Here is a 23,641-nt window from a genome sequence, read left to right as displayed (position 1 = left end):
TCTGATTCATGGCTAAAAACTGGTGGAAGGCGCTAACGGTGCTGCTGCTGCTTTACACGGCCGTAGCGGGCTTGCTGCTGCCGGTGCCGCGGCTGGCAATTCTCAACGAAACCATCCGAAATTTATACTTCCACGTGCCCATGTGGTTTGGGATGACCATCATCCTGCTGACCTCCGTGGTATTTTCGATTCGCTACCTGCGCAACCCGTCCCCGCGGCTCGACACCCTCTCGCACGGCTTTGCCCAAACCGGGATTCTGATGGGGCTGGTGGGCCTGGCTACCGGTAGCCTGTGGGCGCGCTTTACCTGGGGCACCTGGTGGACCAACGACCCCAAGCTCAACGGCGCCGCCATTGCCATGCTAATCTACGGCGCTTACTTGGTGCTGCGCTCCTCATTTGCCGACGACCAGCAGCGGGCCCGGGTATCGGCCATCTACAACATTTTTGCCTTTGCCGCGGCTATGCCGCTGTTCTTTATTCTGCCCCGGCTGACGGACTCGCTGCACCCCGGCGCCGGCGGTAACCCGGCTTTCGCCAAGTACGACCTCGACAGCAACATGCGGCTGGTCTTCTACCCGGCCGTGATTGGCTGGACGCTGCTGGGGGTGTGGATTACGCAACTCAGCGTGCGGTTGTCCCTCTTAAAACAACATGTTCATGAAAAACAGCTTGCCTAACCAGGATCTTGGATTTTCGGGGGCTGCTCGCCTTGGGTGGAAGTTCGCCTGCAAGAAGTTTCGCCCCGTTTTGGTGCTGCTGCTGAGCCTGCTGCTACCAGCAAGCCAGGCCCTGGCGCAAGCAGCCGCAACTGGCCCTGAAATGGCCGATACGCTGCGCCAGGACGGGAAAATCTACGTGGTAGTGGCCGTTATTGCGGTGGTGCTGGCCGGGTTGCTGGTTTACCTGATTTCCCTGGACCGCAAGCTCACCCGCCTCGAAAAAGAAGTTCACGCCCAATAATAGTTTTCTCCTTAGTGGGCCCGGGGGATTTTTCGGGCCCAGTTGGTTGTTCTGAAGCGCTGGCCGGGGGCTGGCGTCGAGTTTCTTTCGCTTCGTAGCGCCATGAAAAAATCACACCTGCTCATTCTGGCCGTCATTGCGGTGGCCATCAGTATCCTGGTTACCACGGCTGGCGACGTTAGCCAGTATGTGTCGTTTAAGGAGGCCCGGGAACTGGCCGCCGAGGGCAACCTCACCAAGGTGCACGTAGTGGGCCGCCTCCCGCGCGACCTGCAGAAAAACATTGTGGGGCTGGAGTACAACCCGACGCTCGACCCCAACTATTTCGCCTTCACGCTGGTTGATACCAACCGGCTGGCCCAGCGGGTAGTCTACTTCAACCCCAAGCCCCAGGACTTCGACAAATCGGAGCAGGTGGTCATTACCGGGGCCATGCGCAACGACGTGTTCGTGGCCGACAAGATCCTGCTGAAGTGCCCGTCGAAATACGTGGAGAAAGACATCAAAGGCGCAACCGCCTCGGTTAATTAATAATTGAGAATTAAGAATTAAGAATGTGCGGTAGCTAGCCTGGTGTTCTTGATTCGGAGCAATTCTTAATTGTTGATTCTTAATTCTTAATTGAGAATTCATGCTGAATACTTTCATTGGCGACGTTGGGCACCTAAGTGTCATTGTGGCGTTTGTGGCTTCCTTGGTGGCGGCTTATGCCTATTATCAGGCGGCCCGCGGCCGTGCTTTGGGTGAAGCGGAGCCCACGTGGCTGCGTCTGGCCCGGGGCGCGTTTTTCGTGCATGGCGTGGCGGTCATTGCCATTATTGCCAGCCTGTTCGGCATCATCTACGGGCACCGCTACGAGTACTACTACGCCTGGAGCCACAGCAGCAACCACCTGCCGGTGTACTACATGATTTCCTGCTTCTGGGAAGGGCAGGAGGGCTCTTTCCTGCTCTGGATTTTCTGGCACGTGCTGCTGGGTGGGCTCATCATCCGCTTCAACCGGCAGTGGGAAGCCCCCGTGATGGCCGTGTTTGCGGGCGTGCAGCTGTTTCTCACGTCCATGATTCTGGGGGTGGTGGTGCTGAATGTGAAAATCGGCTCCTCGCCCTTTATTCTGCTGCGCGACTTCCTCACCGATGCCCCGGTGTTCCGCCTGAACCCCAACTTCGTTCCCACGGATGGCACCGGGCTGAACCCCCTGCTCCAGAACTACTGGATGGTGATTCACCCGCCCACGCTGTTCCTGGGCTTTGCTCTCACGCTGGTGCCGTTTGCCTTTGCCATTGCCGGCCTCTGGAAAAACGAGCTAACTAAATGGGTAAAGCCCGCCATTACCTGGAGCCTGGTGGGCGGCGCCGTGTTGGGCGTGGGCATCATGATGGGTGCCTACTGGGCCTACGAAACACTGAACTTCGGCGGCTACTGGAACTGGGACCCGGTAGAAAATGCCGTATACATTCCGTGGCTGGTGCTGGTGGCTTCGTTGCACGCCCTGGTACTGTGGCAGCGCCGCCGCATTGGCCTGCGCACGGCTTTCGTGCTAGTCATTAGTACCTTCCTGCTGATTCTCTACGCCACGTTCCTGACGCGCTCCGGCGTGCTGGGCAATGCCTCTGTGCACTCCTTCACCGACCTGGGCCTTTCCGGGCAGCTCATTATTTACCTGGGAGCTTTCGTGGTGCTGGCTACGGCGCTGCTGGTGGTGAAGTGGAAAAGCATTCCAATTTCGGAGAAAGAGCTGACGGCTTACAACCCCGAGCTGTGGGTATTCGTGGGCGCCACGGTGCTCTGCCTCGGGGCTTTCCAGGTACTGGTGACGACCAGCATTCCGGTATACAATGCTTTTCTAGGCTTCATTGGCATCAAATCTAACCTGGCGCTGCCCGCCGACCAGATTGCCCACTACACTAAGTTCCAGCTGTGGATGGGGGTAGCCGTGGCCCTGGTGTCGGGTATTGCGCAGCTGATGTGGTGGCAGCGCAACGACAAGGAAACGGTGACCAATACCTTCACCGTGCCCGGAATCCTGACACTGCTGGGCGCAGCGCTGGTTATCCTGCTGGTACGCTACTTTGGCCTGAAGATGACGCCCGCTTACATCGTGCTGCTGACGGCCGGTTTGTTTGGCGTGCTGGCCAACCTGAGTATGCTGCTGGTGCTGATCCGGCGGCGCGTAAGCCTGTCGGGTGGGGCCGTATCGCACATTGGCATTGCCCTGATGCTGCTGGGCGTACTGGCTTCGGCGGGCTACTCCAACATCGTTTCGCAAAACGTTTCGGGCTTGGTGTACTCCAAGGACTTCCCCGAGGACATCAACCGCGACAACGTGCTGCTTTGGCGCAACGAGTCGGCGCCAATGAAGGACTACGACGTAACCTACACCGGGCAATACCTTGATGTACCCGGCGTGCCGGGCTACGTTAACAAAGACCTGCTGTTTTTAGGTATCAATGATGAGTTTCGGGCCCTGGCCCGCGGCGACATCAAGCGCGGGGACCGGGTGTACCACAAAGCCGGCGACACGCTCGAAATCCGCCCCGAGGACACGTACTACCGGGTGGAATATAAAAACCGGAAGTCGGGCGAGGCATTCACGCTCTATCCCCGGGCCCAGGTAAATGAGGAAATGGGCGGCCTCCTGGCCTCGCCCGACATCAAGCCCTTCTGGAACCACGATATCTACTCCCACATCAGCACCGTGCCCGACCCCTCCAAGGAAAAGGAGTGGAGCGAAGTAAAAGAGCACACGCTGAGCGTAGGCGACACCATTTACCTGAACGACTATTTTGCCGTGCTGCGCGCCATTGAGCCGGCTCAGAAATCCGCTACGGCCGGTTTGGGCCTGGCCGCCGGCGACGTGGCCATTCAGGGCGACATTATCGTGCACGGGGAAAAGCGCCAGTACCATGTACACCCCATTTTTGTGGTGCGCAGCAACCTGGTAGGCCGCGTCCCCGACGAAGTGACGGACCTGGGCCTGCGCGTGACGTTCAACAACGTAGACCCCGCTACCAAGAAGTTTACGTTCGGTGTGAGCACCACGCAGAAAGACTACATCATTCTGAAAGCCGTGGAGAAGCCCTTCATCAACCTGTTGTGGAGCGGTACTCTGCTCATGGCGCTGGGCTTTGGCATTGCCGTGGTACAGCGTCGACGCGAAGACCGGCGCCCTTCCGCTCCCAACAAGCCAGCTGCCGTGCGCAAACGGCCCGTTCAGGTGGCGTAAGTACTGTCAGGTAACGTCCAAGAAAAAGCCCGCCCTCCGCTTATCGTGGAGGACAGGCTTTTTCTTATGAGCTGTACCGAGGGCTTAGCGCTGTACCTGGAAGGGGCGGACGCCCACCTGGTTGCCAGCTTGCACCCGGAGTACGTAGTGGCCCGCCGCTAGGCGGGAAACGTCCAGGGCTGTAGGACTAGTCGCTTCCGCCTGGCCCGCATACACGCGCTTGCCCAGCATATTCAGGATTTCTACCTGCAGCGGCCCCCGGGCATTGGTACCCCGCAAATCCAGCCACAGCTGGTTGGCCACGGGGTTGGGGTAGAGGTGGAGGTGGCTGCTTAAGCTTTTCTGAACGGACGTAACAATACTTTCCAGCCGGATATCATCGACGAAAAGGTAGGAACGCTCCTTTTCACTGATGCCGTGGAAGCCCAGGTAATATTCGCCGGTAGTGGCTGGCTTCCACAGCAGCGTTTCGTCGGGATTAGCGTAGTCGGTATTGGTGATGTCCGTCTTTTTCCAGAGCAGGGTGGTTTGGGCTTCCGGAGTAGCCGCCGCGCCTACTGTGACTTCCAAGCCTTCGGCCAACGCTTCGCTCTCGGCCCGGTACCGGAAGGTCAGGTTATGGTCCAGGCCTCCATCGGCCTGAATGGGCCCCACGAAAAACCAGTCGTCGGCCGCCTTACCCGTGTCGTAGTCGGCAAACAGGCGGATGGCGTTGGAAAAATCAGCCTTGTAGTCCACTACCGTTTGCCAGGTTTGGGGGTCGTCGTTGCTGTTGAGCACCGTTACGTTGCAGGGTAAGTCCCCGGCTTTCACGTTGTCGAAGTCGAGGCGGATACGGCCGGCCAGGGCGGGGGTGGGGGTGGCGCAGGCCGTTTGAATGGTAACAGGCCCTACGTAGCCGCTGCTGCCGCTGGCGCAGGTGCTGCGCAGGTAAACATCGTAGCGCTGCCCGCTGCTAAGGCCGGTAAGCTGGTAAGGGGACCCACCCGGTACGTTCTGGATGGCCGTAGCCCCCGCACTGCCCGGTAGGAAGCCGTAGGGGCCATACTCTATCACGTAGCTGCTCGCGCCTTCCACGGGCTTAAACGTAAGCGTGGTGCTGGTAGCCGTGGTGTTGGTAGCCGTCAGCTGGCCCGGGGCCAGGCAGGCAGGAACATCCGTGAGCTGGGCCGTAATGGCAAACCGTCCGCCGCGGTAGGAATGGGGCATACCGCCTTCAAGCGGAGCCATGAAATAGGCGCTATCGGGCCGAACGGGCTTCTCGGCCTGCAGACCCACCACATTGTACGCCGTGGTGCCTACCTGGGTATTGGTGCGCAGCGTCTGGGCCAGGCCTACGTAAAAATCAACCTCCGCCTCTGCTTTGATGGGCGACAACAGCGTTAAGCTGAGTTCCCGCCCCAGGTCGACCGGCCGCACCACGTAGTTGAGGGAGCGGCCCACCAATGCGCCCCCGGCATCGAGGACCACCGCGTACACCGTCTGCCCCTCGTTGGTGGCGGTAGTGGGCACCAGCACATTCACGGCCTGTACCGCCTGCGCCCGAGTTAGGCGGTAGCGGGCCAGAAGCAGCCGCTCATCGGCAAACGTGGGTCCCGAAATCAGGGGCGCATCATCGGCGTAGCCGAGCAGGTTGGTGGTTACCTGCTGCGTGAGACCCAAGGCATTATTGGCGTTGTTGTCATCGTCGGCCACGCGTACTTGCACCTGGTTGGTGCCGGCTACGGTAGGCGTGTAGGCATCGAAGGTTACCAGTACGGTATCCTGGGCCGCCAAGTCAATGGTTTTGGTGCTGGTAAACTCCGTGGCCCCGCTCACCTGCAGGGTTACCTGCACGCCCGTAAGGCTGTTGAGCCCGACGTTGGCCACTTTTGCCGTCAGTACGTGGGGAGTGGCCGAGCCTATAGGCAACTGGCCGAGGGTGTACATGGTGCTGACGGTAGCATCCCGCTCCGGAATAGGGGCGAACTGGTAGGTAAGGCCGCTGGCTGGCACCGTGGGCCGGCGCACGAAAAAGGAAGTGCCGCTATACGCTTTATCCTGCGCTTTGGCCACGCTCCAGGCATTGGAGGGCGTTTTGGTGAGGACGGTGAGCTGACCGGGCTCCGTGCCCGAGCCTTTCAGCCCCACACCGGCCGCCTTCAGCGCGGGCGCTGCCGTGGCGGTAAAGGAGCCGTACACAAACGCAATGATGCCGCTTTGCTCGTGCAGCTGCAGCTGAAAGTTCAGCGGATCAAACTGGGTGACGGCCGTGCCGGCAGCTTTGTCGGCTACGTTTTTCCACTGAATCGTACACACCCGGTTGGGGGCAGTACCCGTGGTAGCTACCCGATACTCTGCGGGCTGGGCGGTGCTGGCTACCAGATCATGCGCAAACGGCATCAGCAGGTTCACGTCCGCCGCATTGGTGCTTAGGGCCGGGGAGCCCGCTAGGCTGGCCGGCGCCTCCGCAACCATGGCCGCCGGGGCGCTGGTGCCCAGTCGCACGAAGCCATTGGTGTTCAAAACAAACTGAGTGAATTCCTGCCCGTTGTAGCGAAATGTGAAGCCGATTTCCTGGGGCGCAGAGTTGGCGTCGTCGGTGTTGGCCGTGGCAATAGCCACCCCGGTGGAGCCCAGATCGGTGTAGGTACCCGTAGACGCGCTAAACCCTCGGGCCGAATAATTCAGCGTTTGGGCCCCGACCCCGGTCGAGAGCATAACTAAGCCGGCGGCCAGCAACTGGCGGCAACCTTGAAGGATGTATGGATAGGCCATAGGCAGCAAAAAAGGAAGTGACAGAAAAGCAGCGGAACTGCGCGGCTAAATTGAGGAAAAAAGAGGACAGGCAGCGCTGCGCTGGCCCCTGGCCTTGGTATAGGCCATTTATTCCTTTCACCTTTGAGCTTATGCAAAGCAATTCATTTACAGGTCCGGCTCAGCGGGTAGTTGTACTGGGCACCGGGCGCGTGGCCAGCCAGCTGGTGCCCGCCTTGGTTGGTGCAGGGCATCAGGTGGTGGCCGTGTGGGGCCGACGGCCAGAAGCGGCGGCGGCGCTGGCAGCACTGGCTACCGGGGCCGTAGCGGTAGCCGGCAACACGCCGCTGCCTCCGGCCGCTGTGTACCTACTGGCCGTAGCCGATGCGGCGGTGCCGCTGGTGCTGCAGGAAGTAACCTTTCCGACTGACAGCGTAGTGGCCCACACTTCGGGCTCGGTTCCCTTGGCCGTATTTGAGATTGTGCCCGGGGTGCGGGGGGGCGTGTGGTACCCGCTTCAGACGTTTAGCCCGGGGCGGGTAGTAGACTGGACTCAGGTGCCCATCTGCGTGGAAGCCCACGATGCGGCCGCCGAAACGCTGCTGCTCACCCTGGCCCGCAGCCTGAGCCCGGCCCGCGCGCAGCTAGTGGCCACGCCCCAGCGCCAGGCTCTGCACGTGGCGGCAGTGTTTGCCTGCAATTTCCCCTACCACCTGCTAGGTATCAGCCAGGAGCTGCTGCGCGAAGCCAGTCTGCCCTGGACTTTGCTGGAGCCGCTTATTCGCGAGACGGTGGAAAAAGCCCTGGGCAGTTTGCCGTTTCAGGGGCAAACCGGACCCGCCGCCCGCGGGGATACGCCAACATTGCAGGCCCACCAGCGGTTGTTGGCCGGGCACCCCGCCTGGCAGGACCTATATAGCCGGCTAACGGCATCTATCCAGGCACAGCCGGAGCCAAAGCCGCCGCAGCTTTGATGGGGGAGCCGGGGTGCGTACCTTTGCGCCCTCAATTTGCCAATACACCTTCACGCCGTGAACACCGTCAATATCACCTTTCAATTCGAAGACGGGCAGCCCGAGCAGACGCACGTGGCCGCCGAAGGCGAATCCGTGCTCGACGTGGCCCTCAACAACGACATTCAGCTGCAGCACAACTGCGGGGGGGTGTGTGGGTGCAGCACCTGCCACGTGTACGTGGTGAAGGGCGAGGAACACCTCCCGGAAATCAGCGACAAGGAAGAAGACTTCATTGACCGCGCCGTCAACCCGCGCATCAACTCCCGCCTGGGCTGCCAGTGCGTGGTGCAGGCCGCCACCCAGGAGCTCGTGATTCGCATCCCACCCCAGAACTTCCTGGGCCACTAGTTTTCTAATGTGCTAGTGTAGGGGAATGGGCTGATGTGCTAACAAAAGAACGACAAATAGCACATCAGCCCATTCCCCCACATTAGCACATTCCCCACATTAGTCACATTACTTAAAATGACGTACTTCGAGCCCCCGATTCACTGGCAGGACCACGAGGACATTGCCATGGCTTTGTATGAGAAGTTTGGCGACGATTTCACGGAAGCTAAAATCTACCGCATTCGGTTCACTGATCTGCTAGATTGGGTGCTGAGCCTGCCCAACTTTGAAGGCACCCGGGAGCAGGCCACCGAAGGCCACCTGGAGCAGATTCAGGCCAAGTGGGTGTACGAATGGCGCGACAACCAATAAATAGAATACAGGCTCAGCGGCCGGCCGTCGGCGCCTTTTGCCGTATAGCCATCAGAAACTGCGCTTTCTTGCTAAGCGCCGGTTACTCCATCATTCGTTGTCAGCAGAAATATGGTTGATTTATCGGCTATTAAAGCGTTTATCCTGGATGTAGATGGGGTGCTGACCGACGGCACTTTGCTGGCCCTCAACTCGGGGGAGCAGGCCCGCACGTTTCACATCCGCGATGGGTACGCCATCCGCCATGCCCTGCGCAAGGGCTACCGCATCGTTATCATCTCGGGCCGGCAGGAAGAGGGGGTGCGCCGCCGCCTGGAGTCCCTGGACGTGCAGGATATCTACCTGGGCGTCGATGACAAGATGGTTATCTTCAACAAGTACATCAACCTGCACCGCCTCGACCCCGCCACTATTGCCTACATGGGCGACGACATGCCGGATGTAGAAGTGATGCGCCGCTGCGGTCTGGCCGCCTGCCCCGCCGATGCCGCTGACGACGTGCGCGCCATCAGCGCATTCGTGGCTTCTTTGCCCGGGGGCAAAGGCGCCGTGCGCGAGTTGCTGGAAGCCACCATGAAGCAGCAAGGAACTTGGTAGAAGCCCGTTGTGGGGCCGGATTGCCGTTGGAAAGACGCGGAAAAGGCGAGTTGTGATTTTGGTAAATCCCTATATCTTTACCACATCATCCATTCACATTTTTTCGCATTTTTCATGAAAACAGGAACCGTAAAATTCTATAATGAGTCGAAGGGCTACGGCTTCATTACAGAAGACGGCACGAAGGAAGACTTCTTCGTCCATGTTACCGGCCTTAACGGGGGCCAGATCCAACAGAATGACCGCGTGGAATTTGATACCCAGGAAGGCCGGAAAGGCGTGAATGCGGTGAACGTAAAGAAACTGTAGGCGTAGCGCCAACAAGGTTTTTTGCTTGCAGAAAGCCTCTCCGTTTGGAGGGGCTTTCTTTTTGACTGGCGCCGTAGCGGCCATTGCCGCCCGGGTGGCATCTTTGCAACCTCTGGTGATACATAAGATGGCGCAGCCCACTTCCCGAATGGATAAGAACTTCCCCGGCCGGCCCGGCTCCGGCGGCCTGCGGGAGCTCACGCAGCTGGTGCGCCTGCCCAATCTGCTGCTGCTGGTGCTGTGCATGGGGCTGGTGCGCGTGGGCCTGTTGCACCAACGCACACCGGACACGCCCTGGCTTGATGTCCGCTTTGCCTTGCTGCTGCTGGCCACGCTGTGCATTGCTGCCGCTGGCTACATCATCAACGACTACTACGATGTGAAAATAGACGCCATCAACCGCCCCGACCGGCTGGTGGTAGGGCGTGTGATAAACCGCCGCCATGCCATGCTCGCGCATTTGCTGCTCACGGGCGTAGGTATCCTGGTCAGCGGAGCCTTGTCGACGTTGCTGGGGCTGGTGCATGCCGCCTCGGCCCTGCTGCTATGGGGCTATTCGGTGCGGCTGAAGCGCATGGCCCTAGTGGGCAATCTGAGCATAGCGGCACTGACGGCGGCGTCGGTGCTCACTCCGGAGCTGCAGCTGCGCACGGGGGTAGGCACCGTCTGGATTTACGCCCTGGCCGCGTTTCTGCTGTCGGTAGTCCGCGAAATCATCAAGGATGTAGAGGACATGCGCGGTGATGCCCAGCACGACTGCCGCACCCTCCCCATCGTGGCCGGGGTGGCGCGCACGAAGTGGGTAGTGGCTTTTTTTTGGCTGTGCCTGGTGCTGCTGGTAGTGGGGGCCGTGGGGCAGGCGTATGCGCTGGGCTGGTACTGGCTGGCGGGGTGGCTGCTCCTGCTGGTGCTGGGGCCGCTGCTGGCCCTGGGCTGGCAGCTGGCTCGTGCCGACCGCAAAGCGCATTTTGCGCAGCTGAGCTTGTGGTGTAAGCTCATCATGCTGGCCGGGGTGCTGTCCATGTTGCTGGTGGGGGTAAGCTGAACTATATAACCCGGGCTCCTGCCCGCACGTTAGGAAAGCAGGCGGGCCCGTCGGGCTGGCCGTTCACCTTTCGCTTTTCTGACCTCATGCGTACTCTTACCCTGCTGCTGGCCGCGTTGTGGCTGGCACCGGCTGCCTTTGCCCAAACCACGCCCACCGCTTCTGATTCTGCCGCCGCTGCGCCGGTGCCGGTTACGCCCACTGCGCCCACCCCAACGGCTGCTCCGGCTCTCACCACGGCTCAGCCCCCCAAAAACCCGGAGGATAAACCTAGCTTTATTCCGGCGCCAGTCGTGTTTTACGAGCCCGAAACTGGTTTTGCGGCGGGGGCTACGTTCCTGCCTACCTGGCGCCACGGCCGCGACACCACCGTGCGCAAGTCCAACGGTCGGCTGGGGGGCTGGTTTTCCCAGAAGAAGCAGCTGAATCTGCAGCTCTCCCACACCATCTTCACCCGGCAGGAGCGTTACCTGCTCATCGGGGATATTCAGTATTTCGACTACCCCATCTTCTTCTATGGCATTGGCAACGATACCCGGAAGGAGGCAGAAAGTGAAATTGCCTATAAGCTGCTCACTATCACCCAGCGGGCCCTGAAAAGTATCCACCGCTACACCTTTGTGGGCCTGCAGTACCGCTTCACCGACCTGCGGAGCCTGCGCCCCAAGCTGGAGCTAAACAACGAGGAAACCGGCCCCAACCTGTACTACTCCGAGCTGACGCCCCGCGAGAAGGATCCGTTCCGCATTTCCGGGGCCGGCCCCACCTTCATCTACGACAGCCGGGACGTGATTCTGAGTACGTACAAAGGGGCTTACCTGGACCTGCAGACGCTGTTCAACCTCAAAGGACTGGGCAGCGACTATACCTTCACGCGCTACGTGGTGGATGGGCGCTACTTTCAGCCTCTGGGCTCTAACCGTACTATCTGGGCCAGTCAGGTTATCGGCACCTTCCACAATGGCACCGTGCCATTCCGGGAACTGGCCAACCTGGGCGGCGTGAGTCTGCTGCGCGGCATTTACGAAGGCCGCTTCCGCGACCGGCAGTTGCTGGCCGCCCAGACCGAGATTCGCCACCACCTGTTCTGGCGCCTGAACGGCGCCGTGTTTGCGGGGGTGGGCCAAGTGGCCCCGCACCTGCAGGACATGTCGTTCAGCGGCATTAAGCTGGCCGGTGGGGCCGGGGTGCGCTTTCAGTTCAACCGCCGCGACCGGCTCAACATTCGCTTCGACTACGGGGTGGGCTCAGGCGGCAGCAGCGGGCTGTACTTCGGCGTGAACGAGGCGTTTTAGCGCCCGGCGCAAGGCCAAGACAATAGCGGGGAGAGTAGGGCCTAATTCTGTACATTTAGGCACCACTCTCCCCGCTGTTTATGTTTGTACTTCGTGCCGGAGCCACCTTGTTGCTGACGTTGCTGGCCCTGGCCACCCACGCCCAATCGGCTGCCGACTCGGTAGCAGCCCGCAAGCCCGCCAAAAAGCCGCGCCGCGTGAAAGTGGCCGCCCTGCCTATCGTGTTTTCGCAGCCCGAAACCGGCCTGGCGTACGGGGCGGCTGTGCTGCCGGTGTGGCGCTTCGGGCAGGACACTACCACGCGCAGCTCCAACGCCCGCGTGCTGGCCTACCGCACCCAGCGCAAGCAGTCCAGCGCCAGCCTCACGCACGCCATCTTCACGCCCGGCGAGCGGTACTTTATCAGCGGGGAAGCCCAGTACTTCAACCTGCCTATCTACTACTACGGCGTGGGCAACGACACCCGCAAAAGCGAGAAAAGCGACATTTCGTACCGGGTGTTCATTCTCAACCAGCGCGTACTGAAGCGCCTGCGGCCAGGCTTGTTCGTGGGCGGCGTCTACCGGCTCACCAACCTCTACCGCATTCGGGTAGACGACCCGCTCACCGACGATGCTACCCGGCCTAACTGGCTGCTGGAGCGCCCCGAGCGGGAGCGGCAACCTACGCTCACCTCGGGCCTGGGGCCGGCTCTGCTCTACGATACGCGCGATAATATTCTAAGCGCCCACCACGGCAACTTTCTGGATGCCACAGCGCTGCTGATGGCCAAAGGCTTGGGCAGTGACTTCTCGTTTACGCGGCTGCAGTTTGACGCTCGGCATTACCGGGTGCTAGGGTCAAAGGAAGCGGAGCATACTGTGCTGGCTGGGCAGCTCCTGGGCACTTTCCACGGGGGCACCGTGCCGTTTCGGGAACTGGCCCAGCTGGGCGGGGAGCGGATGATGCGCGGCATCTACGAAGGCCGTTTCCGCGACCGGCAACTGCTGGCCGCCCAGGTAGAGCTGCGCCAGCAGCTGTTCTGGCGGCTGCGGGGCGTGCTGTTTGGCAGCGCTGGGCAGGTACAGCCCCAGGTCACTGATTTTCGGCCCGGGCAGTTTAACCTGGCGGGGGGCGCAGGGCTGCGCATCGACGTGAACCGCCAGGACCGGCTCAGCATCCGCATCGACTACGGGGTGGGGTCGGGGCAGTCCAGCGGGTTGTACTTCGCCTTCAACGAGGCGTTTTAATTCCGGCCTCAGCCTACTGGTAACGCCACTGCCAGCTGGTACCGGTGCGCACATTTCTGCTGCCGAGCTTCATCCAAAGCTCGGCAATTCCGTAGGATTGGGACCTATGGATTTGGTTTCTCCCCAACTGTTTCACCACGCCGCGGCCCCGACTGAGCTACCCGTAGCGCCGCTGCGCATGGCCCTGCCGCCTCACCCGGCGCTACGGGCCTCCATCATCATTCCCGCCAAAAACGAGGCCGCCGAGCTGCCGGCCACGCTGGCGGCGCTGGTGGCTCAAACCACCCTGGCCGGGCGGCCGCTGGACCCTACTACGTTTGAAATACTGGTACTGGCCAACAACTGCACCGATGCCACGGTCCAGGTAGTACGCCGTTTTGCCGCCAAGCATCCGGCCTGGGCCATTCAGGTAGCCGAGCAGCAGCTGCCGCCCGCCGAAGCGCACGTAGGCCGGGCGCGGCGCCTGCTGATGGATGAGGCCTGCTGTCGGCTTGAGGCAGTGGGCCGCCCTCAAGGGTTGATTCTGTCTACTGATGCCGACACGCAGGTAACCCCCACTTGGCTGGCCGCCACAGAGCAGGCCATCAGCGCGGGCGCCGATGCCGTGGGAGGGCGCATTCTGCCCCGGCATAGTGGCCCCATGCGTTGCGCCGTGCGCCGCCAGCACCTACTCGATGCCGCTTACCGCCTGGCCCGTACCCAACTGGAAGCGTCCCTTGACGCCAGCTCCCACGACCCCTGGCCCCGCCATCACCAGCACTTCGGGGCGAGCTTGGCGCTAACCGCAGCGGCCTACCGCGCCGTGGGTGGCCTGCCGGTGGTGCCTTTTCTGGAAGATGAGGCCTTGTACCACTCTCTGCTCCGCCACGACCTGCGGGTACGCCATTGCCCGGCCGTGCGCGTGGCTACCTCCGACCGGCGGGCGGGGCGGGTAGCAGTGGGCCTTTCCTGGCAGCTAAGCGAATGGGCCCGGCAGTGTGCTGCGGGCCAGGAACCCCTGGTGGAAGGCGGCCACCAGGTAACTGCCGAAGCCATGCTGCGCCGCCGCCTGCGCCGGCTGTGGCTGTCGGCGAAACGACCCCTGGCCGGGCTGCTGTCGCTGGCCAAGCAACTGAAGGTGGGCGCCGAGGAGCTCATTTGCCGGCTAACGGCCGCTACTTGTTTTGGGGTGTTGTGGGAGTGGGCGCTGGGGCGCTTCCGGCAGGTGCGGCCCCTGGCGCTGGTGCCGCTGCGGCAGGCGCTGGCCGAAATCAGGGCGCAGCTGGGGCAGGCTACGCTGATTTCTTTTCCAGCAGATCTAAACGGTAGGTAGGTTGGCGCTGGTGCAGGAGGTGGCGCGCCGGGCCGCCGGGCTGGGTGTACTCCAGAAACAGCGCGTGTACTTCGTCGCCGGTGAGAGGGTAGTCGTGCACTGGTGGCGTCCAGTGCACCAGCAGCAGCTGTCCGCCCGGCGTGAGGGCCTCAAAAATGGCATTGGCGGCTTGGCATAAGGTAGGCTCATCCCAGTAGTACCCTACTTCCGACACCAGAATTAAGTCGAACTGTCCCGTCGGAAACTCGGCGGGTACCTGCATCCGACGAAACTGCACATGGGGAAACGCCTGGCACCGCTGCCGGGCTTTAGCCAAAGCGGCTTCGGCTACATCAATGGCCAGCAACTCCTGGCAGCGGGGCGCCAGCTGAGCCGTGAGCACGCCCAGGGAGCAGCCAATCTCGAACGTGCGAGAGTATGTTGGTTGGGGCAACGCCGCCAGCGTAGCCCGGTATTTTTCGTGCTCGTAGGGGCTCGTTTCGAAGTTCCACGGGTCGTCGTTAGCCCGGTATACCTCGTCGAAGTAAGCTGGCGGCAGGTTGTGCGGCTGGTTGGGGTTCATAGGCAGACAATACTAAGCTTCGGCCGGGGACAGGGGCTCCAGGTAGGTTTCAAAGGGCTGGGCAAAATGAGCCAGCATCGATGGCGTCAGATAAAACCCGGTAGGGTCATCATCGATGGGACCGTTGGGCAACTGGGAGGCATGAGCAGCCAAGGCATGCTGCTTTTGGTCGAGCACGGAATGGATGTCGAGCCGCCAGCCCTGCATTTCATCCGGCTGGGGGAGGTCGGCAGGGGCGGCCCGCTCCCAGGCCCATACCACATACTCCAGCACGCGGGGCGTAGTAGGCAGCTGGGCCAGGGCATGCTGGACGAGGGCGGTGGTGGCGCGGTGGTCGGGGTGCGGGTCGCGGCGCCAGGGGGTGAGGACGGTGACGGGCCGCGTGGCTAGCAGCAGCTGGTTCAGCTGAGCTATGGCCGCGGTATCCTGGGAGCTCACGCGTCCATCGGGCAGCCTCAGGCAGGTGAGGGCCGTATCGGCCACACCGAGCCGGGCCAGGGCAGTGCGCAGCTCGGCTTCCCGCAACGCCTGCCGGGCCGCCGCCGGAAAGCGTTGGGAACCTGGGTGCGACATCGTCCCGTCACTGACCAACACTACCCATACGGGAACGGCCGCCTGGCGCAGCAAGGCTATCAGCCCCCCGCAGCCCAGGGTTTCGTCATCGGGGTGAGGAGCAACTACCAGCGTAGGCCCAAAAACCAGGGCCGCCTTAGCGGGCCGCAGCGGCAAATCGGTAAAAAAGCTAACTGCGCTACTCATTTCCAGAGCTGGTAAGTAGGCGTGTCAGAATCCATGGCGAAGCGGCCCACATCGGCCCGGGCGGCGTCGGGAGCGGGCTGGCGCAGGTAGTGGGTCAGGTCGCGGTGCAGGCGCTCCAGGGGCTCGGGGCGCAGCAGGCCGCGGGCCCCCACGGAGCGTTCGGCCAGGGGCAGCACCCGCAGGCAGATTTCCTCCACGGCCGTGCGCACCATGTTGGCGTACGCTACGGTGGCCTCAGCCTGCTCGGCGGCAGTGGGGCGGGCAGCGTGTTCGGCGGCGGCGCGCAGCCACTGGTGGCCACCTTCCACCAGCGTCGCCATTTCGCCGAGGCGCTGCCGCTGGTAGGGGTCATCGGTGCGGCCCAGCTGACGCAAAAAGCGGCGGGTTTCATCGAGCACGGCTTCGGCCCCGCCCAGCTGCACGGCTGCAAATCGGATGGCTCCTCCGCTAAACCAAGGCTGCCGGTAGTAGTCGCCGGGCTGGCCCAGGAGCTGCGCCGATGTCACCGTTAGCCCCGTAAAATCAGCGCGGAAGCTGGCCGAGGCGCGCATACCCAGCGGCTGCCAGAACGAGGGGTCGAGTATGGGCGGCTGCGCATCCGCCTCCAGGATAAGCATCTGCCAGCCCCCATCCGGGAGGCGGCCCGTGAGCAGGGGCCGCGTGACGTGGCCCGCCCCCGAGGCAAAGGTTTTGGCTCCGCGCAAGGCCATCCGTCCATCGGGTTGGGGCAGGAGCTCCACGCCGTCGGCGGCCTCGGTGTTCCAGACGCCAAACAAGTGCCCGGCCCGCGCCTCGGCGGCCCAATGTGCCTGCTGATCGGGCGTGCCAAAGCGCAGCATGAGTTGGAGGGCATTTACGTGGCCCTCGAACACGCGTCCCACGGCCAGGTTGCCGCGCCCAATGTGACAAAGCACCCGCAGCAGCGCCTCATCGGCCAGGCCCTCTCCCCCCAGCGCGGGCGGCAGCACGGCCGTTAGCAAGCCCGCCGCTCGCAGCCAAGAAAACTCCTCTACCGGGAAGGCCCCGTCGAAATCAGATAAGGGTGCGTGGGCAAACAGGCGAGGAACGAGCTGCGCAGCGGCCGTTTCGGGGGCAGGCAATACCGCAGGCGGCAGCAGTTCGGCTGGAGTAACGAGAAGAGGCATGAAAAAAGTAGATAAGCACAACAGTACCTCTGATACCGACAGTTGAGCTTGTGGGTTGTGTGCTACCTCAAGACAAGTGGGTATTGCCAGCACTTCTTGGCATCCCGCAGTGAAGTGCGTCACCTGTTTGGGCAAAGGCCTTGTGCCCCTAGCCAAAGTTTTTCCCATAGGTTCCCAGGTTTGTAACAGGAGTGGCTAGACCTGTCCCGTGGCCTCCCCGCGGAACCTGCCAGCAAATTGCTGTGGGGGCTTGGGTGGCTAACCGGGCGCTGCCTACCTTCGCGGCGTCGTTCAGCCCAACCTTTTCTTGTTATGATGCAGCCCATTCGCTCTGCCCTGGTTTCCGTGTATTACAAAGACCGGCTGGAGCCGCTCATTCGCGTGCTGGCCCAGCACGGCGTGCAGCTGTATTCCACGGGCGGCACCCAGAAGTTCATCGAGGAGCTGGGGGTACCCGTTACGGCCGTGGAAAGCCTGACGGGCTTCCCGGAGGTGTTTGGGGGCCGCGTGAAAACCCTGCACCCCACGGTGTTTGGGGGGATTCTGCACCGCCGCCACGAAGCCACCGATGTAGCGCAGGCCGCCCAGCACCAGATTCCGCCCATCGACCTGGTGATTGTGGACCTGTATCCTTTCGAGGAAACCGTAGCCTCGGGTGCGGCGGAAGCCGACGTGATTGAGAAAATCGACATTGGGGGCATTTCCCTGCTGCGGGCCGCCGCCAAAAACTACCGCGACGTGCTAGTGGTAAGCAGCCGCGACCAATACGAAGCCGTGACCACGCTGCTAACCGAAAAGCAAGGCGCCACCGACCTGGCTGACCGCCGCGACTACGCCGCCGCCGCCTTCGAGGCTACCTCGCACTACGATACCCACATCTTCCAGTACCTGAGCCAGGGTACCACCCAGCACGGGGCCGCGCTGAAAGTAAGCCAGAAGCCCGCCACGCCCCTGCGCTATGGCGAAAACCCCCACCAACAGGGCACTTTCTACGGCGACCTGTCGGCCCTGTTCGACCAGCTCCACGGCAAGCAGCTCAGCTACAACAACCTCGTGGATGTGGACGCGGCCGTGCTGCTAATGCAGGAATTTCAGGCCGATGGTCCGGCGGCCTGCGCCATTCTCAAGCATACCAATGCCTGCGGCGTGGCCCAGGCCGGTTCCCTGCACGAAGCCTACCTGAACGCCCTGGCCTGCGACTCGGTGTCGGCATTTGGCGGTGTTATCATTGTGAACCAAGTGGTGGATGCCGCCACGGCCGAAGAACTGAACAAGCTTTTCTTTGAGGTGCTGATTGCGCCCGACTTCGCGCCCGATGCGCTGCTGGTGCTGCAAAGCAAGAAAAACCGCATTTTGCTGCGCCAGAAGCCCGTGGCATTTCCGCAAAAGCAAATCAAGACCTTGCTCAATGGCATCATCGAGCAGGACTTCGATAAAGTAGTGGAAGGCGCCAACGAATTCCGCACGGTGACGGAGTCGGCGCCCACGGCCGAGGAAGTGGCGGCCCTGGAATTCGCCCTCAAAATCTGCAAGCACACCAAGAGCAACACCATTGTGCTGGCCCGCGCCGGGCAGCTGCTAGCCTCCGGGGTAGGCCAGACCTCCCGCGTGGATGCCCTGCGGCAGGCCATTGAGAAGGCCAAGGCCTTCGGGTTCGACCTGCAGGGTGCCGTTATGGCCTCCGATGCTTTCTTCCCCTTCCCCGACTGCGTGGAAATTGCGGGCGAAGCCGGGATTCGGGCCGTGGTGCAGCCCGGCGGCTCCATCAAGGATCAGGACAGCATTGCGGCCGCCAACCAGCTGGGCATGGCCATGGTGCTGACGGGTGTGCGGCACTTCAAACACTAACTGCGGATAAAACGGATAAGGGGACGGATGGAACGGATTCGTTCTATCCGTCCCCTTGCCGTTGGCAGCCGTATCTTTTCAGGCATCAACCGGCTACTTCCAATCCTGATACACCATCTAGTACGCATTATCCGTTCTTATCCGTCCACTATCTGTTACATCCCCGGTTAGTGCTTACCTTTGCCCCCACTTTTGACGGGCGCAACCCGCCCGTTCTCATTCATTTGCCGCTACTCAATGGGTTTCTTCAATTTTCTGACCAGCGACATTGCCATTGACCTGGGCACGGCCAACACGCTCATCATTCACAACGACAAAATCGTGGTGGATGAGCCGAGCATTATTGCGAAAGACCGCACGACCAATAAAGTAATTGCCGTGGGCCGGCAAGCGCAGCAAATGCACGAGAAGACCCACGACAACATCAAAACCATTCGTCCGCTGAAAGACGGCGTAATTGCCGACTTCCACGCTGCGGAGGAAATGATCAAGGGAATGATCAAGATGATTGACACCCGGACGCGGCTGTTTCAGCCCTCGCACCGGATGGTGATCTGCATTCCCTCGGGCATCACGGAAGTGGAAAAGCGCGCTGTGCGTGACTCCGCCGAGCACGCCGGCGCCAAGGAAGTATGGATGATTCAGGAGCCTATGGCTGCGGCCATCGGCATCGGCATCGACGTGGAGCAGCCCGTGGGCTCGATGATTATCGACATCGGAGGGGGCACCACCGAAATTGCGGTAATTGCCCTGTCGGGTATCGTGTGCGACCAGTCGATTAAAACCGCCGGGGACGTGTTCAACCAGGATATCTTGGACTACATGCGCCGCCAGCACAACCTGCTCATTGGGGAGCGAAGCGCCGAGCGGATCAAGATTGAGGTAGGCGCCGCCCTTACCGAACTGGACCAGACGCCCCCCGACTTTGAGGTGCGCGGCCGTGACCTGATGACGGGTATTCCGAAGGTTATCAAAGTTACCTCGTCGGAAATTGCCATTGCCCTCGATAAGTCGGTGGCCAAGATTGAGGAAGCCGTGCTGAAGGCGCTGGAAATCAGCCCGCCTGAGCTGTCGGCCGACATCTACGAAAACGGCATTCACCTGACCGGCGGCGGGGCCCTGCTGCGCGGCCTCGACAAGCGCCTGGCGGCCAAAACCAAGCTGCCCATTCACATTGCCGAAGACCCGCTCCGGGCCGTGGTACGCGGCACCGGCGCCGCCATCAAAAATATCCAGGCTTTCCGCAGCGTGCTGCTGACCTAGAATTGAGATAAGCAGAAGTGAGAAGTGAGACTTTGGTTCTGGCACCCTATTCCGGTTGTTTGAACGAAGTCTCACTTCTCACTTCTTACGTTCTCATAGCTCTCTTCCATGAATAACCTCTTCGCCTTCCTGTTCCGTTACCGGGGTATGCTGGTATTCGGCCTGCTGGAGGTGTTGAGTGTGTTTTTGCTGTTGCGGAACAGCTCCTACCAGCGGGCGGCCTTCTTCAACTCGGCCAATGCCTACACCGGGCAGTTTCTGGCCTTCCGGACGCGCGTGTACGATTACTTTCGGCTGGTAGACGTGAACCGGGCCTTAATAGAGGAAAATGCGAAGCTGCGCGAGCAGCTGTACCCGCCCGATACGGCCCGCCGCGTGGCCGCCGTGCTGCCCGTGCGGCAGGACAGCCTCAGCCAGGCCCGCATCCAGCGCCTGGGCCGCCCCGATTCGTTGCTGCTGGGGCTGCGCAGCCTCCCGGCTCAGGACCCGGCTTATCCGCTGGTACCCGCGCGCGTGATCAGCAACACCCTGCGGCGGGTAGATAACTACCTGACCTTGAACGTAGGCAGCCAGCAGGGCATCCGGCCGGGTATGGGCGTGGTGGCGGCCGCGGGCGTGGTGGGCCGGGTGAAGGTGGTGAGTGAGAACTACGCCACGGTTTCCTCGGTGCTTCACTCCAAAACGGCTATTTCGGCCAAAATCCTGCGCGACGGCACGTTTGGCAGCATCAAGTGGCTCGGCGACGACCCCACCCACGTGCAGCTCGACTACATTCCGCGGCAGAACCGCCTCGTGCGCGGCGACACCGTGGTAACTTCCGGCTACAATGCGGTATTTCCGGAGGGGGTGCTGATCGGGCGCGTGGAAAGCTTCGTGAAAGAGCCCGACAAGAACTTCTGGACCGTGCAGGTGCGCCTGGCTACCAATTTCGCTAATCTCACCTATGTGTATGTGGTGAGCAACCGCTCCCAGGCCCAGCGCGATACGCTGGAAGTTCGCACGGGCATTAAACCGGAAGGAGGGACGCCCTGATGCGTGGAGTAGTTGGTACCTTGATTATTGAGCTGCTGCGGTTTGTGCTGTACGCCTTTGTGCAGGTTTTTATCATCAGCCACATCACGCCCACCGGGTTGTTTGGCTTGGGCTGGTGCTTTCTGTACCTGGGCTTCCTGCTATTTCTACCCATTGCCACGCCCATTGTGGTGCAGCTGCTGCTGGGCTTTGCCATGGGCATCACCATGGATGTGTTTTTCGACTCGGGCGGGGTGCACGCGGTGGCGACGGTGCTGGTGGCCTACCTGCGCCCCTGGGTGCTGCGCCTGCTCACCCCGCGCGACGGCTACGACTCCTCCGACTCCGTGAACATTCACCGCATGGGCTGGCAGTGGTTTGGCGTGTACCTGGTGCTATTGCTGGCTATCCACCACACGGCGTTTTTCTTCGTGGAGCTGGGCGGCTTCCGCACCATTGGCCTCACGCTGGGTAAAATCTTTGTGAGCGTGCTGTTCACAGGCCTGGTGCTGCTCATTATTCAGCTGGTATTCTTCCCGGCTGGCCGCCGCAGCCGCTAGCCGACTCCCTGCCTGCGCGACGTAGGTACTGCCGGCGCGGCCCGGTTATTTGCAACTTACTCAACGGCTATCTGGTTATCTTTGCGCTTCCGGTGAGTGCATCGGAACATCGTATTTCTCAGGTTTTTCTGCTTTGCAATACTTAGAAGGCCGCAAGTTTGTGGTGATGGCCATTTTTCTGGCTGTGGCAGTGGTGTTTGCGACGCGGTTGTTCTATATCCAGGTGCTCGATGGCAGCTACAAGCTGGCTGCCGACCGCAACACGCTCCAGCGCATTGTGCAGACGCCCTATCGGGGCCTCATCTACGACCGCGCCGGCAAGCTTCTGGTGCAGAACACGCCCGTGTATGACTTGATGGTGGTGCCGCGCGAGGTGAAAACCCTTGATACGGCTCGGTTTTGCCAGCTGCTGCAATTGCCGGTGGAGGACTTGCGGGCGGGGCTGCTGGCGGCCAAAACGTATTCCAGGGTAAAGGCCTCGCCGCTGGTGCCCAACCTGAGCACGCCCGAGCTGGCCGCTATTCAGGACAACCTGATGGACTTCCCGGGCTTCAGCATCAAGGCCCGCATGGCCCGGTCTTACCAGGATACCATTATGGCCCACGCCCTGGGCTACGTGGGGCCCGTAACGCCGGCTCATTTGGAGAAGCCGAAGTATGCTAAGTACATAGCCGGCGACAACCTCGGCATCTCGGGCCTGGAGTCGTTCTATGAGCAGCAGCTGATGGGCCAGCGCGGGGTGCAGTACCGCATGGTGAACGTGCGCGGCATTGAGAAAGGCGCTTTTCGCGGCGGGGAATTCGATACGCTTTCCCGGGCCGGACAAGATTTGCACCTGAGCATTGACCGGGAGCTGCAGCGTTTGGCGGAGCAGCTGATGGCCGGCAAGCGCGGCTCTGTGGTGGCCCTCGACCCCAAGACCGGCGAAATCCTGGCCTTTGTATCAGCCCCGAGCTACAACCCCAACAAGCTGACGGGCAAAGGGCTGGGCAACCGCTACATGGAGCTGCTGCGCAACCCCGAACGGCCCTTATTCGACCGGCCCCTGATGGCGACCTACCCGCCCGGCTCTGTGTTTAAGCTGGTGAACGAGGCCATTGCCCTGCAGGCCGGGGTGGTGACGCCTACCACCGGTTTCCAATGCAACTGGAAGCTGGTGCGCTGCACCCACCGCCACGAGCCGCCCAACAACGTCAACATTGCCATCAAGCAAAGCTGCAACCCCTACTTCTACCAGGTGATGCGGGCCATGGTAATGCGTGGCCGCTCGACCCGCAAAACCGAGGATGCGGCCCTGGGTTTGGCCGACTGGCGCCAGCAGGTGGTCAACTTCGGGCTGGCTCAGCACCTGGGTGTGGACTTGCCGGGGGAGCGGATGGGGCTGATTCCTTCGCCTAACTTCTACAACAAGCAGTACGGCAAAAACCACTGGAACTTCCGCACGGTGTACTCGCTCAGCATCGGGCAGGGTGAAATTGGCATTACGGGCCTGCAAATGGCCAATATTTTGGCCATCATCGCCAACCGGGGCTGGTACTACACCCCGCATTTTGTGCGCAGCATCGGTAAGCAGGGGCCGCTCCCGCAGTTTCAGGTGCAGCACCGCCTGCCCATCGAGCCGCGCCACTTCGAGGCCTTGGTGCCGGGCATGCAGGAAGTGGTAGACGGGCGCGGAGGTACCGCTAACCTGGCTTCGCTGGCCGACGTGGGTATTTCGGTAGCCGGCAAAACCGGAACCGTGCAAAACTACCACGGCGAGGACCATGCCACCTTCGCGGGCTTTGCCCCGGCCGAAGACCCGAAGATTGTGGTAGCCGTGTTTATCGAAAATGCGGGCTTCGGGGGGCTTTCGGCAGCTCCGCTGGCTTCCCTGCTCATGGAAAAATACCTGCGGGGCAAGGTAGCCCCCTGGCGGAAGCGCTGGGAAAACTGGCTGCCCGGCCCCGCCGACCGTTTCCTTTCCCGCCGACACTAATAAAGAGTTTCGGGTTGCTAGTTTCGGGTTTCGAGTTGCTAACCCTACCCCGAAACTGGTAACCCGAAACCAGCAACTCGAAACCCGA

Annotated in this window: 22 protein-coding genes; 18 read left to right on the top strand and 4 right to left on the bottom strand. The window is 61.4% G+C overall.

Going from position 1 to position 23,641, the window contains the following annotated elements:
* The first annotated feature begins 8 nt into the window (after nt 1-8).
* The 4 genes from FY528_RS09835 (at nt 9) to ccsA (ending at nt 4,189) form a co-directional block, all read left to right on the top strand.
* Nucleotides 9-680 (top strand): cytochrome c biogenesis protein, encoded by a 672-nt coding sequence (locus tag FY528_RS09835; RefSeq protein ID WP_149070823.1) that lies wholly within the window; start codon nt 9-11, stop codon nt 678-680.
* Complete coding sequence (locus FY528_RS09830) at nt 661-963, top strand: CcmD family protein (protein ID WP_222931804.1); 303 nt, start codon at nt 661-663, stop codon at nt 961-963. Before FY528_RS09835 ends, FY528_RS09830 begins: the two co-directional genes overlap by 20 nt.
* A gap of 102 nt (nt 964-1,065) precedes the next feature.
* A complete protein-coding gene (locus FY528_RS09825) occupies nt 1,066-1,494 on the top strand; it encodes a cytochrome c maturation protein CcmE domain-containing protein (RefSeq protein WP_149070822.1) in 429 nt (142 codons plus the stop codon).
* A gap of 100 nt (nt 1,495-1,594) precedes the next feature.
* Nucleotides 1,595-4,189: a cytochrome c biogenesis protein CcsA gene (ccsA, locus tag FY528_RS09820; RefSeq protein WP_149070821.1), complete on the top strand. Its 2,595-nt coding sequence runs from the start codon at nt 1,595-1,597 to the stop codon at nt 4,187-4,189.
* An 84-nt stretch (nt 4,190-4,273) separates the two neighbouring features.
* Here ccsA and FY528_RS09815 read toward each other — a convergent pair whose 3' ends face one another.
* Nucleotides 4,274-6,889, bottom strand: a complete 2,616-nt coding sequence (locus tag FY528_RS09815) for a T9SS type A sorting domain-containing protein (protein WP_187632068.1) — start codon at nt 6,887-6,889, stop codon at nt 4,274-4,276.
* Nucleotides 6,890-7,077: 188 nt separating this feature from the next.
* Here FY528_RS09815 and FY528_RS09810 point away from each other — a divergent pair, with 188 nt between their 5' ends.
* From FY528_RS09810 to FY528_RS09770, 9 genes are all read left to right on the top strand, one after another.
* Nucleotides 7,078-7,899 carry a Rossmann-like and DUF2520 domain-containing protein gene (locus FY528_RS09810; RefSeq protein ID WP_149070819.1) on the top strand — a complete coding sequence of 274 codons (822 nt, stop codon included), beginning with the start codon at nt 7,078-7,080 and terminating at the stop codon, nt 7,897-7,899.
* A gap of 36 nt (nt 7,900-7,935) precedes the next feature.
* The gene (locus FY528_RS09805) at nt 7,936-8,289 is read left to right on the top strand and encodes a 2Fe-2S iron-sulfur cluster-binding protein (protein ID WP_232066256.1); all 354 of its coding nucleotides are present in this window, start codon (nt 7,936-7,938) and stop codon (nt 8,287-8,289) included.
* Nucleotides 8,290-8,406: 117 nt separating this feature from the next.
* Nucleotides 8,407-8,643: a Fe-S cluster assembly protein IscX gene (gene iscX / locus FY528_RS09800; RefSeq protein ID WP_149070817.1), complete on the top strand. Its 237-nt coding sequence runs from the start codon at nt 8,407-8,409 to the stop codon at nt 8,641-8,643.
* Between the two features lie 111 nt (nt 8,644-8,754).
* Nucleotides 8,755-9,240, top strand: coding sequence for a KdsC family phosphatase (locus FY528_RS09795; RefSeq protein ID WP_149070816.1), 486 nt, complete (start codon nt 8,755-8,757; stop codon nt 9,238-9,240).
* Between the two features lie 114 nt (nt 9,241-9,354).
* Nucleotides 9,355-9,549: a cold-shock protein gene (locus FY528_RS09790; protein WP_044511773.1), complete on the top strand. Its 195-nt coding sequence runs from the start codon at nt 9,355-9,357 to the stop codon at nt 9,547-9,549.
* A gap of 148 nt (nt 9,550-9,697) precedes the next feature.
* Nucleotides 9,698-10,594, top strand: coding sequence for a geranylgeranylglycerol-phosphate geranylgeranyltransferase (locus tag FY528_RS09785; protein WP_262383960.1), 897 nt, complete (start codon nt 9,698-9,700; stop codon nt 10,592-10,594).
* 86 nt (nt 10,595-10,680) lie between these two features.
* Nucleotides 10,681-11,889, top strand: a complete 1,209-nt coding sequence (locus tag FY528_RS09780) for a BamA/TamA family outer membrane protein (RefSeq protein WP_149070815.1) — start codon at nt 10,681-10,683, stop codon at nt 11,887-11,889.
* 80 nt (nt 11,890-11,969) lie between these two features.
* Nucleotides 11,970-13,118, top strand: a complete 1,149-nt coding sequence (locus FY528_RS09775) for a BamA/TamA family outer membrane protein (RefSeq protein WP_149070814.1) — start codon at nt 11,970-11,972, stop codon at nt 13,116-13,118.
* A 106-nt stretch (nt 13,119-13,224) separates the two neighbouring features.
* Nucleotides 13,225-14,430 carry a glycosyltransferase family 2 protein gene (locus tag FY528_RS09770; protein ID WP_187632067.1) on the top strand — a complete coding sequence of 402 codons (1,206 nt, stop codon included), beginning with the start codon at nt 13,225-13,227 and terminating at the stop codon, nt 14,428-14,430.
* On the opposite strand, the gene FY528_RS09765 is transcribed toward FY528_RS09770, so the two are convergent.
* From FY528_RS09765 to FY528_RS09755, 3 genes are read right to left on the bottom strand one after another with little or no spacing between them, the layout of a single operon-like run.
* On the bottom strand, nt 14,390-14,992 hold the full coding sequence (locus FY528_RS09765) for a class I SAM-dependent DNA methyltransferase (RefSeq protein WP_187632066.1): 603 nt from the start codon (nt 14,990-14,992) through the stop codon (nt 14,390-14,392). The two genes, FY528_RS09770 and FY528_RS09765, sit on opposite strands and share 41 nt — an antisense overlap.
* Nucleotides 14,993-15,004: 12 nt before the next feature.
* A complete protein-coding gene (locus tag FY528_RS09760; RefSeq protein WP_149070813.1) occupies nt 15,005-15,751 on the bottom strand; it encodes a PIG-L deacetylase family protein in 747 nt (248 codons plus the stop codon).
* Complete coding sequence (locus tag FY528_RS09755) at nt 15,748-16,896, bottom strand: acyl-CoA dehydrogenase family protein (RefSeq protein ID WP_149070812.1); 1,149 nt, start codon at nt 16,894-16,896, stop codon at nt 15,748-15,750. The genes FY528_RS09760 and FY528_RS09755 overlap by 4 nt, the downstream gene beginning before the upstream one ends.
* A gap of 312 nt (nt 16,897-17,208) precedes the next feature.
* Between FY528_RS09755 and purH the strand changes: the two genes are divergently transcribed.
* The 5 genes from purH to mrdA all read left to right on the top strand — a co-directional run bounded on the left by purH (nt 17,209) and on the right by mrdA (nt 23,553).
* Nucleotides 17,209-18,744, top strand: coding sequence for a bifunctional phosphoribosylaminoimidazolecarboxamide formyltransferase/IMP cyclohydrolase (purH, locus tag FY528_RS09750; RefSeq protein WP_149070811.1), 1,536 nt, complete (start codon nt 17,209-17,211; stop codon nt 18,742-18,744).
* A 237-nt stretch (nt 18,745-18,981) separates the two neighbouring features.
* Nucleotides 18,982-20,007: a rod shape-determining protein gene (locus tag FY528_RS09745; protein ID WP_149070810.1), complete on the top strand. Its 1,026-nt coding sequence runs from the start codon at nt 18,982-18,984 to the stop codon at nt 20,005-20,007.
* A gap of 108 nt (nt 20,008-20,115) precedes the next feature.
* Nucleotides 20,116-21,039, top strand: coding sequence for a rod shape-determining protein MreC (gene mreC, locus FY528_RS09740; RefSeq protein ID WP_149070809.1), 924 nt, complete (start codon nt 20,116-20,118; stop codon nt 21,037-21,039).
* Between the two features lie 20 nt (nt 21,040-21,059).
* Nucleotides 21,060-21,578 carry a hypothetical protein gene (locus FY528_RS09735; RefSeq protein ID WP_262383959.1) on the top strand — a complete coding sequence of 173 codons (519 nt, stop codon included), beginning with the start codon at nt 21,060-21,062 and terminating at the stop codon, nt 21,576-21,578.
* A gap of 133 nt (nt 21,579-21,711) precedes the next feature.
* A complete protein-coding gene (gene mrdA, locus FY528_RS09730; protein ID WP_149070807.1) occupies nt 21,712-23,553 on the top strand; it encodes a penicillin-binding protein 2 in 1,842 nt (613 codons plus the stop codon).
* Nucleotides 23,554-23,641: the final 88 nt, after the last annotated feature.

The organism is Hymenobacter lutimineralis, from assembly GCF_008271285.1.
GTDB lineage: Bacteria > Bacteroidota > Bacteroidia > Cytophagales > Hymenobacteraceae > Hymenobacter > Hymenobacter lutimineralis.
This window is presented reverse-complemented; position numbering and strand designations above follow the sequence as displayed.

What these genes read in the sequence shown, in the direction of transcription:
- FY528_RS09830 (WP_222931804.1), top strand. Translation starts at nt 661, where the DNA reads ATGAAAAACAGCTTGCCTAACCAGGATCTTGGATTTTCGGGGGCTGCT.
- FY528_RS09785 (WP_262383960.1), top strand. Translation starts at nt 9,698, where the DNA reads ATGGATAAGAACTTCCCCGGCCGGCCCGGCTCCGGCGGCCTGCGGGAG.
- FY528_RS09795 (WP_149070816.1), top strand. Translation starts at nt 8,755, where the DNA reads ATGGTTGATTTATCGGCTATTAAAGCGTTTATCCTGGATGTAGATGGG.
- purH (WP_149070811.1), top strand. Translation starts at nt 17,209, where the DNA reads ATGATGCAGCCCATTCGCTCTGCCCTGGTTTCCGTGTATTACAAAGAC.
- FY528_RS09825 (WP_149070822.1), top strand. Translation starts at nt 1,066, where the DNA reads ATGAAAAAATCACACCTGCTCATTCTGGCCGTCATTGCGGTGGCCATC.
- FY528_RS09770 (WP_187632067.1), top strand. Translation starts at nt 13,225, where the DNA reads ATGGATTTGGTTTCTCCCCAACTGTTTCACCACGCCGCGGCCCCGACT.
- FY528_RS09755 (WP_149070812.1), bottom strand. Translation starts at nt 16,896, where the DNA reads ATGCCTCTTCTCGTTACTCCAGCCGAACTGCTGCCGCCTGCGGTATTG.
- FY528_RS09760 (WP_149070813.1), bottom strand. Translation starts at nt 15,751, where the DNA reads ATGAGTAGCGCAGTTAGCTTTTTTACCGATTTGCCGCTGCGGCCCGCT.
- FY528_RS09745 (WP_149070810.1), top strand. Translation starts at nt 18,982, where the DNA reads ATGGGTTTCTTCAATTTTCTGACCAGCGACATTGCCATTGACCTGGGC.
- FY528_RS09775 (WP_149070814.1), top strand. Translation starts at nt 11,970, where the DNA reads ATGTTTGTACTTCGTGCCGGAGCCACCTTGTTGCTGACGTTGCTGGCC.
- FY528_RS09780 (WP_149070815.1), top strand. Translation starts at nt 10,681, where the DNA reads ATGCGTACTCTTACCCTGCTGCTGGCCGCGTTGTGGCTGGCACCGGCT.
- FY528_RS09815 (WP_187632068.1), bottom strand. Translation starts at nt 6,889, where the DNA reads ATGCTCTCGACCGGGGTCGGGGCCCAAACGCTGAATTATTCGGCCCGA.
- FY528_RS09810 (WP_149070819.1), top strand. Translation starts at nt 7,078, where the DNA reads ATGCAAAGCAATTCATTTACAGGTCCGGCTCAGCGGGTAGTTGTACTG.
- FY528_RS09765 (WP_187632066.1), bottom strand. Translation starts at nt 14,992, where the DNA reads ATGAACCCCAACCAGCCGCACAACCTGCCGCCAGCTTACTTCGACGAG.
- FY528_RS09835 (WP_149070823.1), top strand. Translation starts at nt 9, where the DNA reads ATGGCTAAAAACTGGTGGAAGGCGCTAACGGTGCTGCTGCTGCTTTAC.
- iscX (WP_149070817.1), top strand. Translation starts at nt 8,407, where the DNA reads ATGACGTACTTCGAGCCCCCGATTCACTGGCAGGACCACGAGGACATT.
- mreC (WP_149070809.1), top strand. Translation starts at nt 20,116, where the DNA reads ATGAATAACCTCTTCGCCTTCCTGTTCCGTTACCGGGGTATGCTGGTA.
- FY528_RS09790 (WP_044511773.1), top strand. Translation starts at nt 9,355, where the DNA reads ATGAAAACAGGAACCGTAAAATTCTATAATGAGTCGAAGGGCTACGGC.
- ccsA (WP_149070821.1), top strand. Translation starts at nt 1,595, where the DNA reads ATGCTGAATACTTTCATTGGCGACGTTGGGCACCTAAGTGTCATTGTG.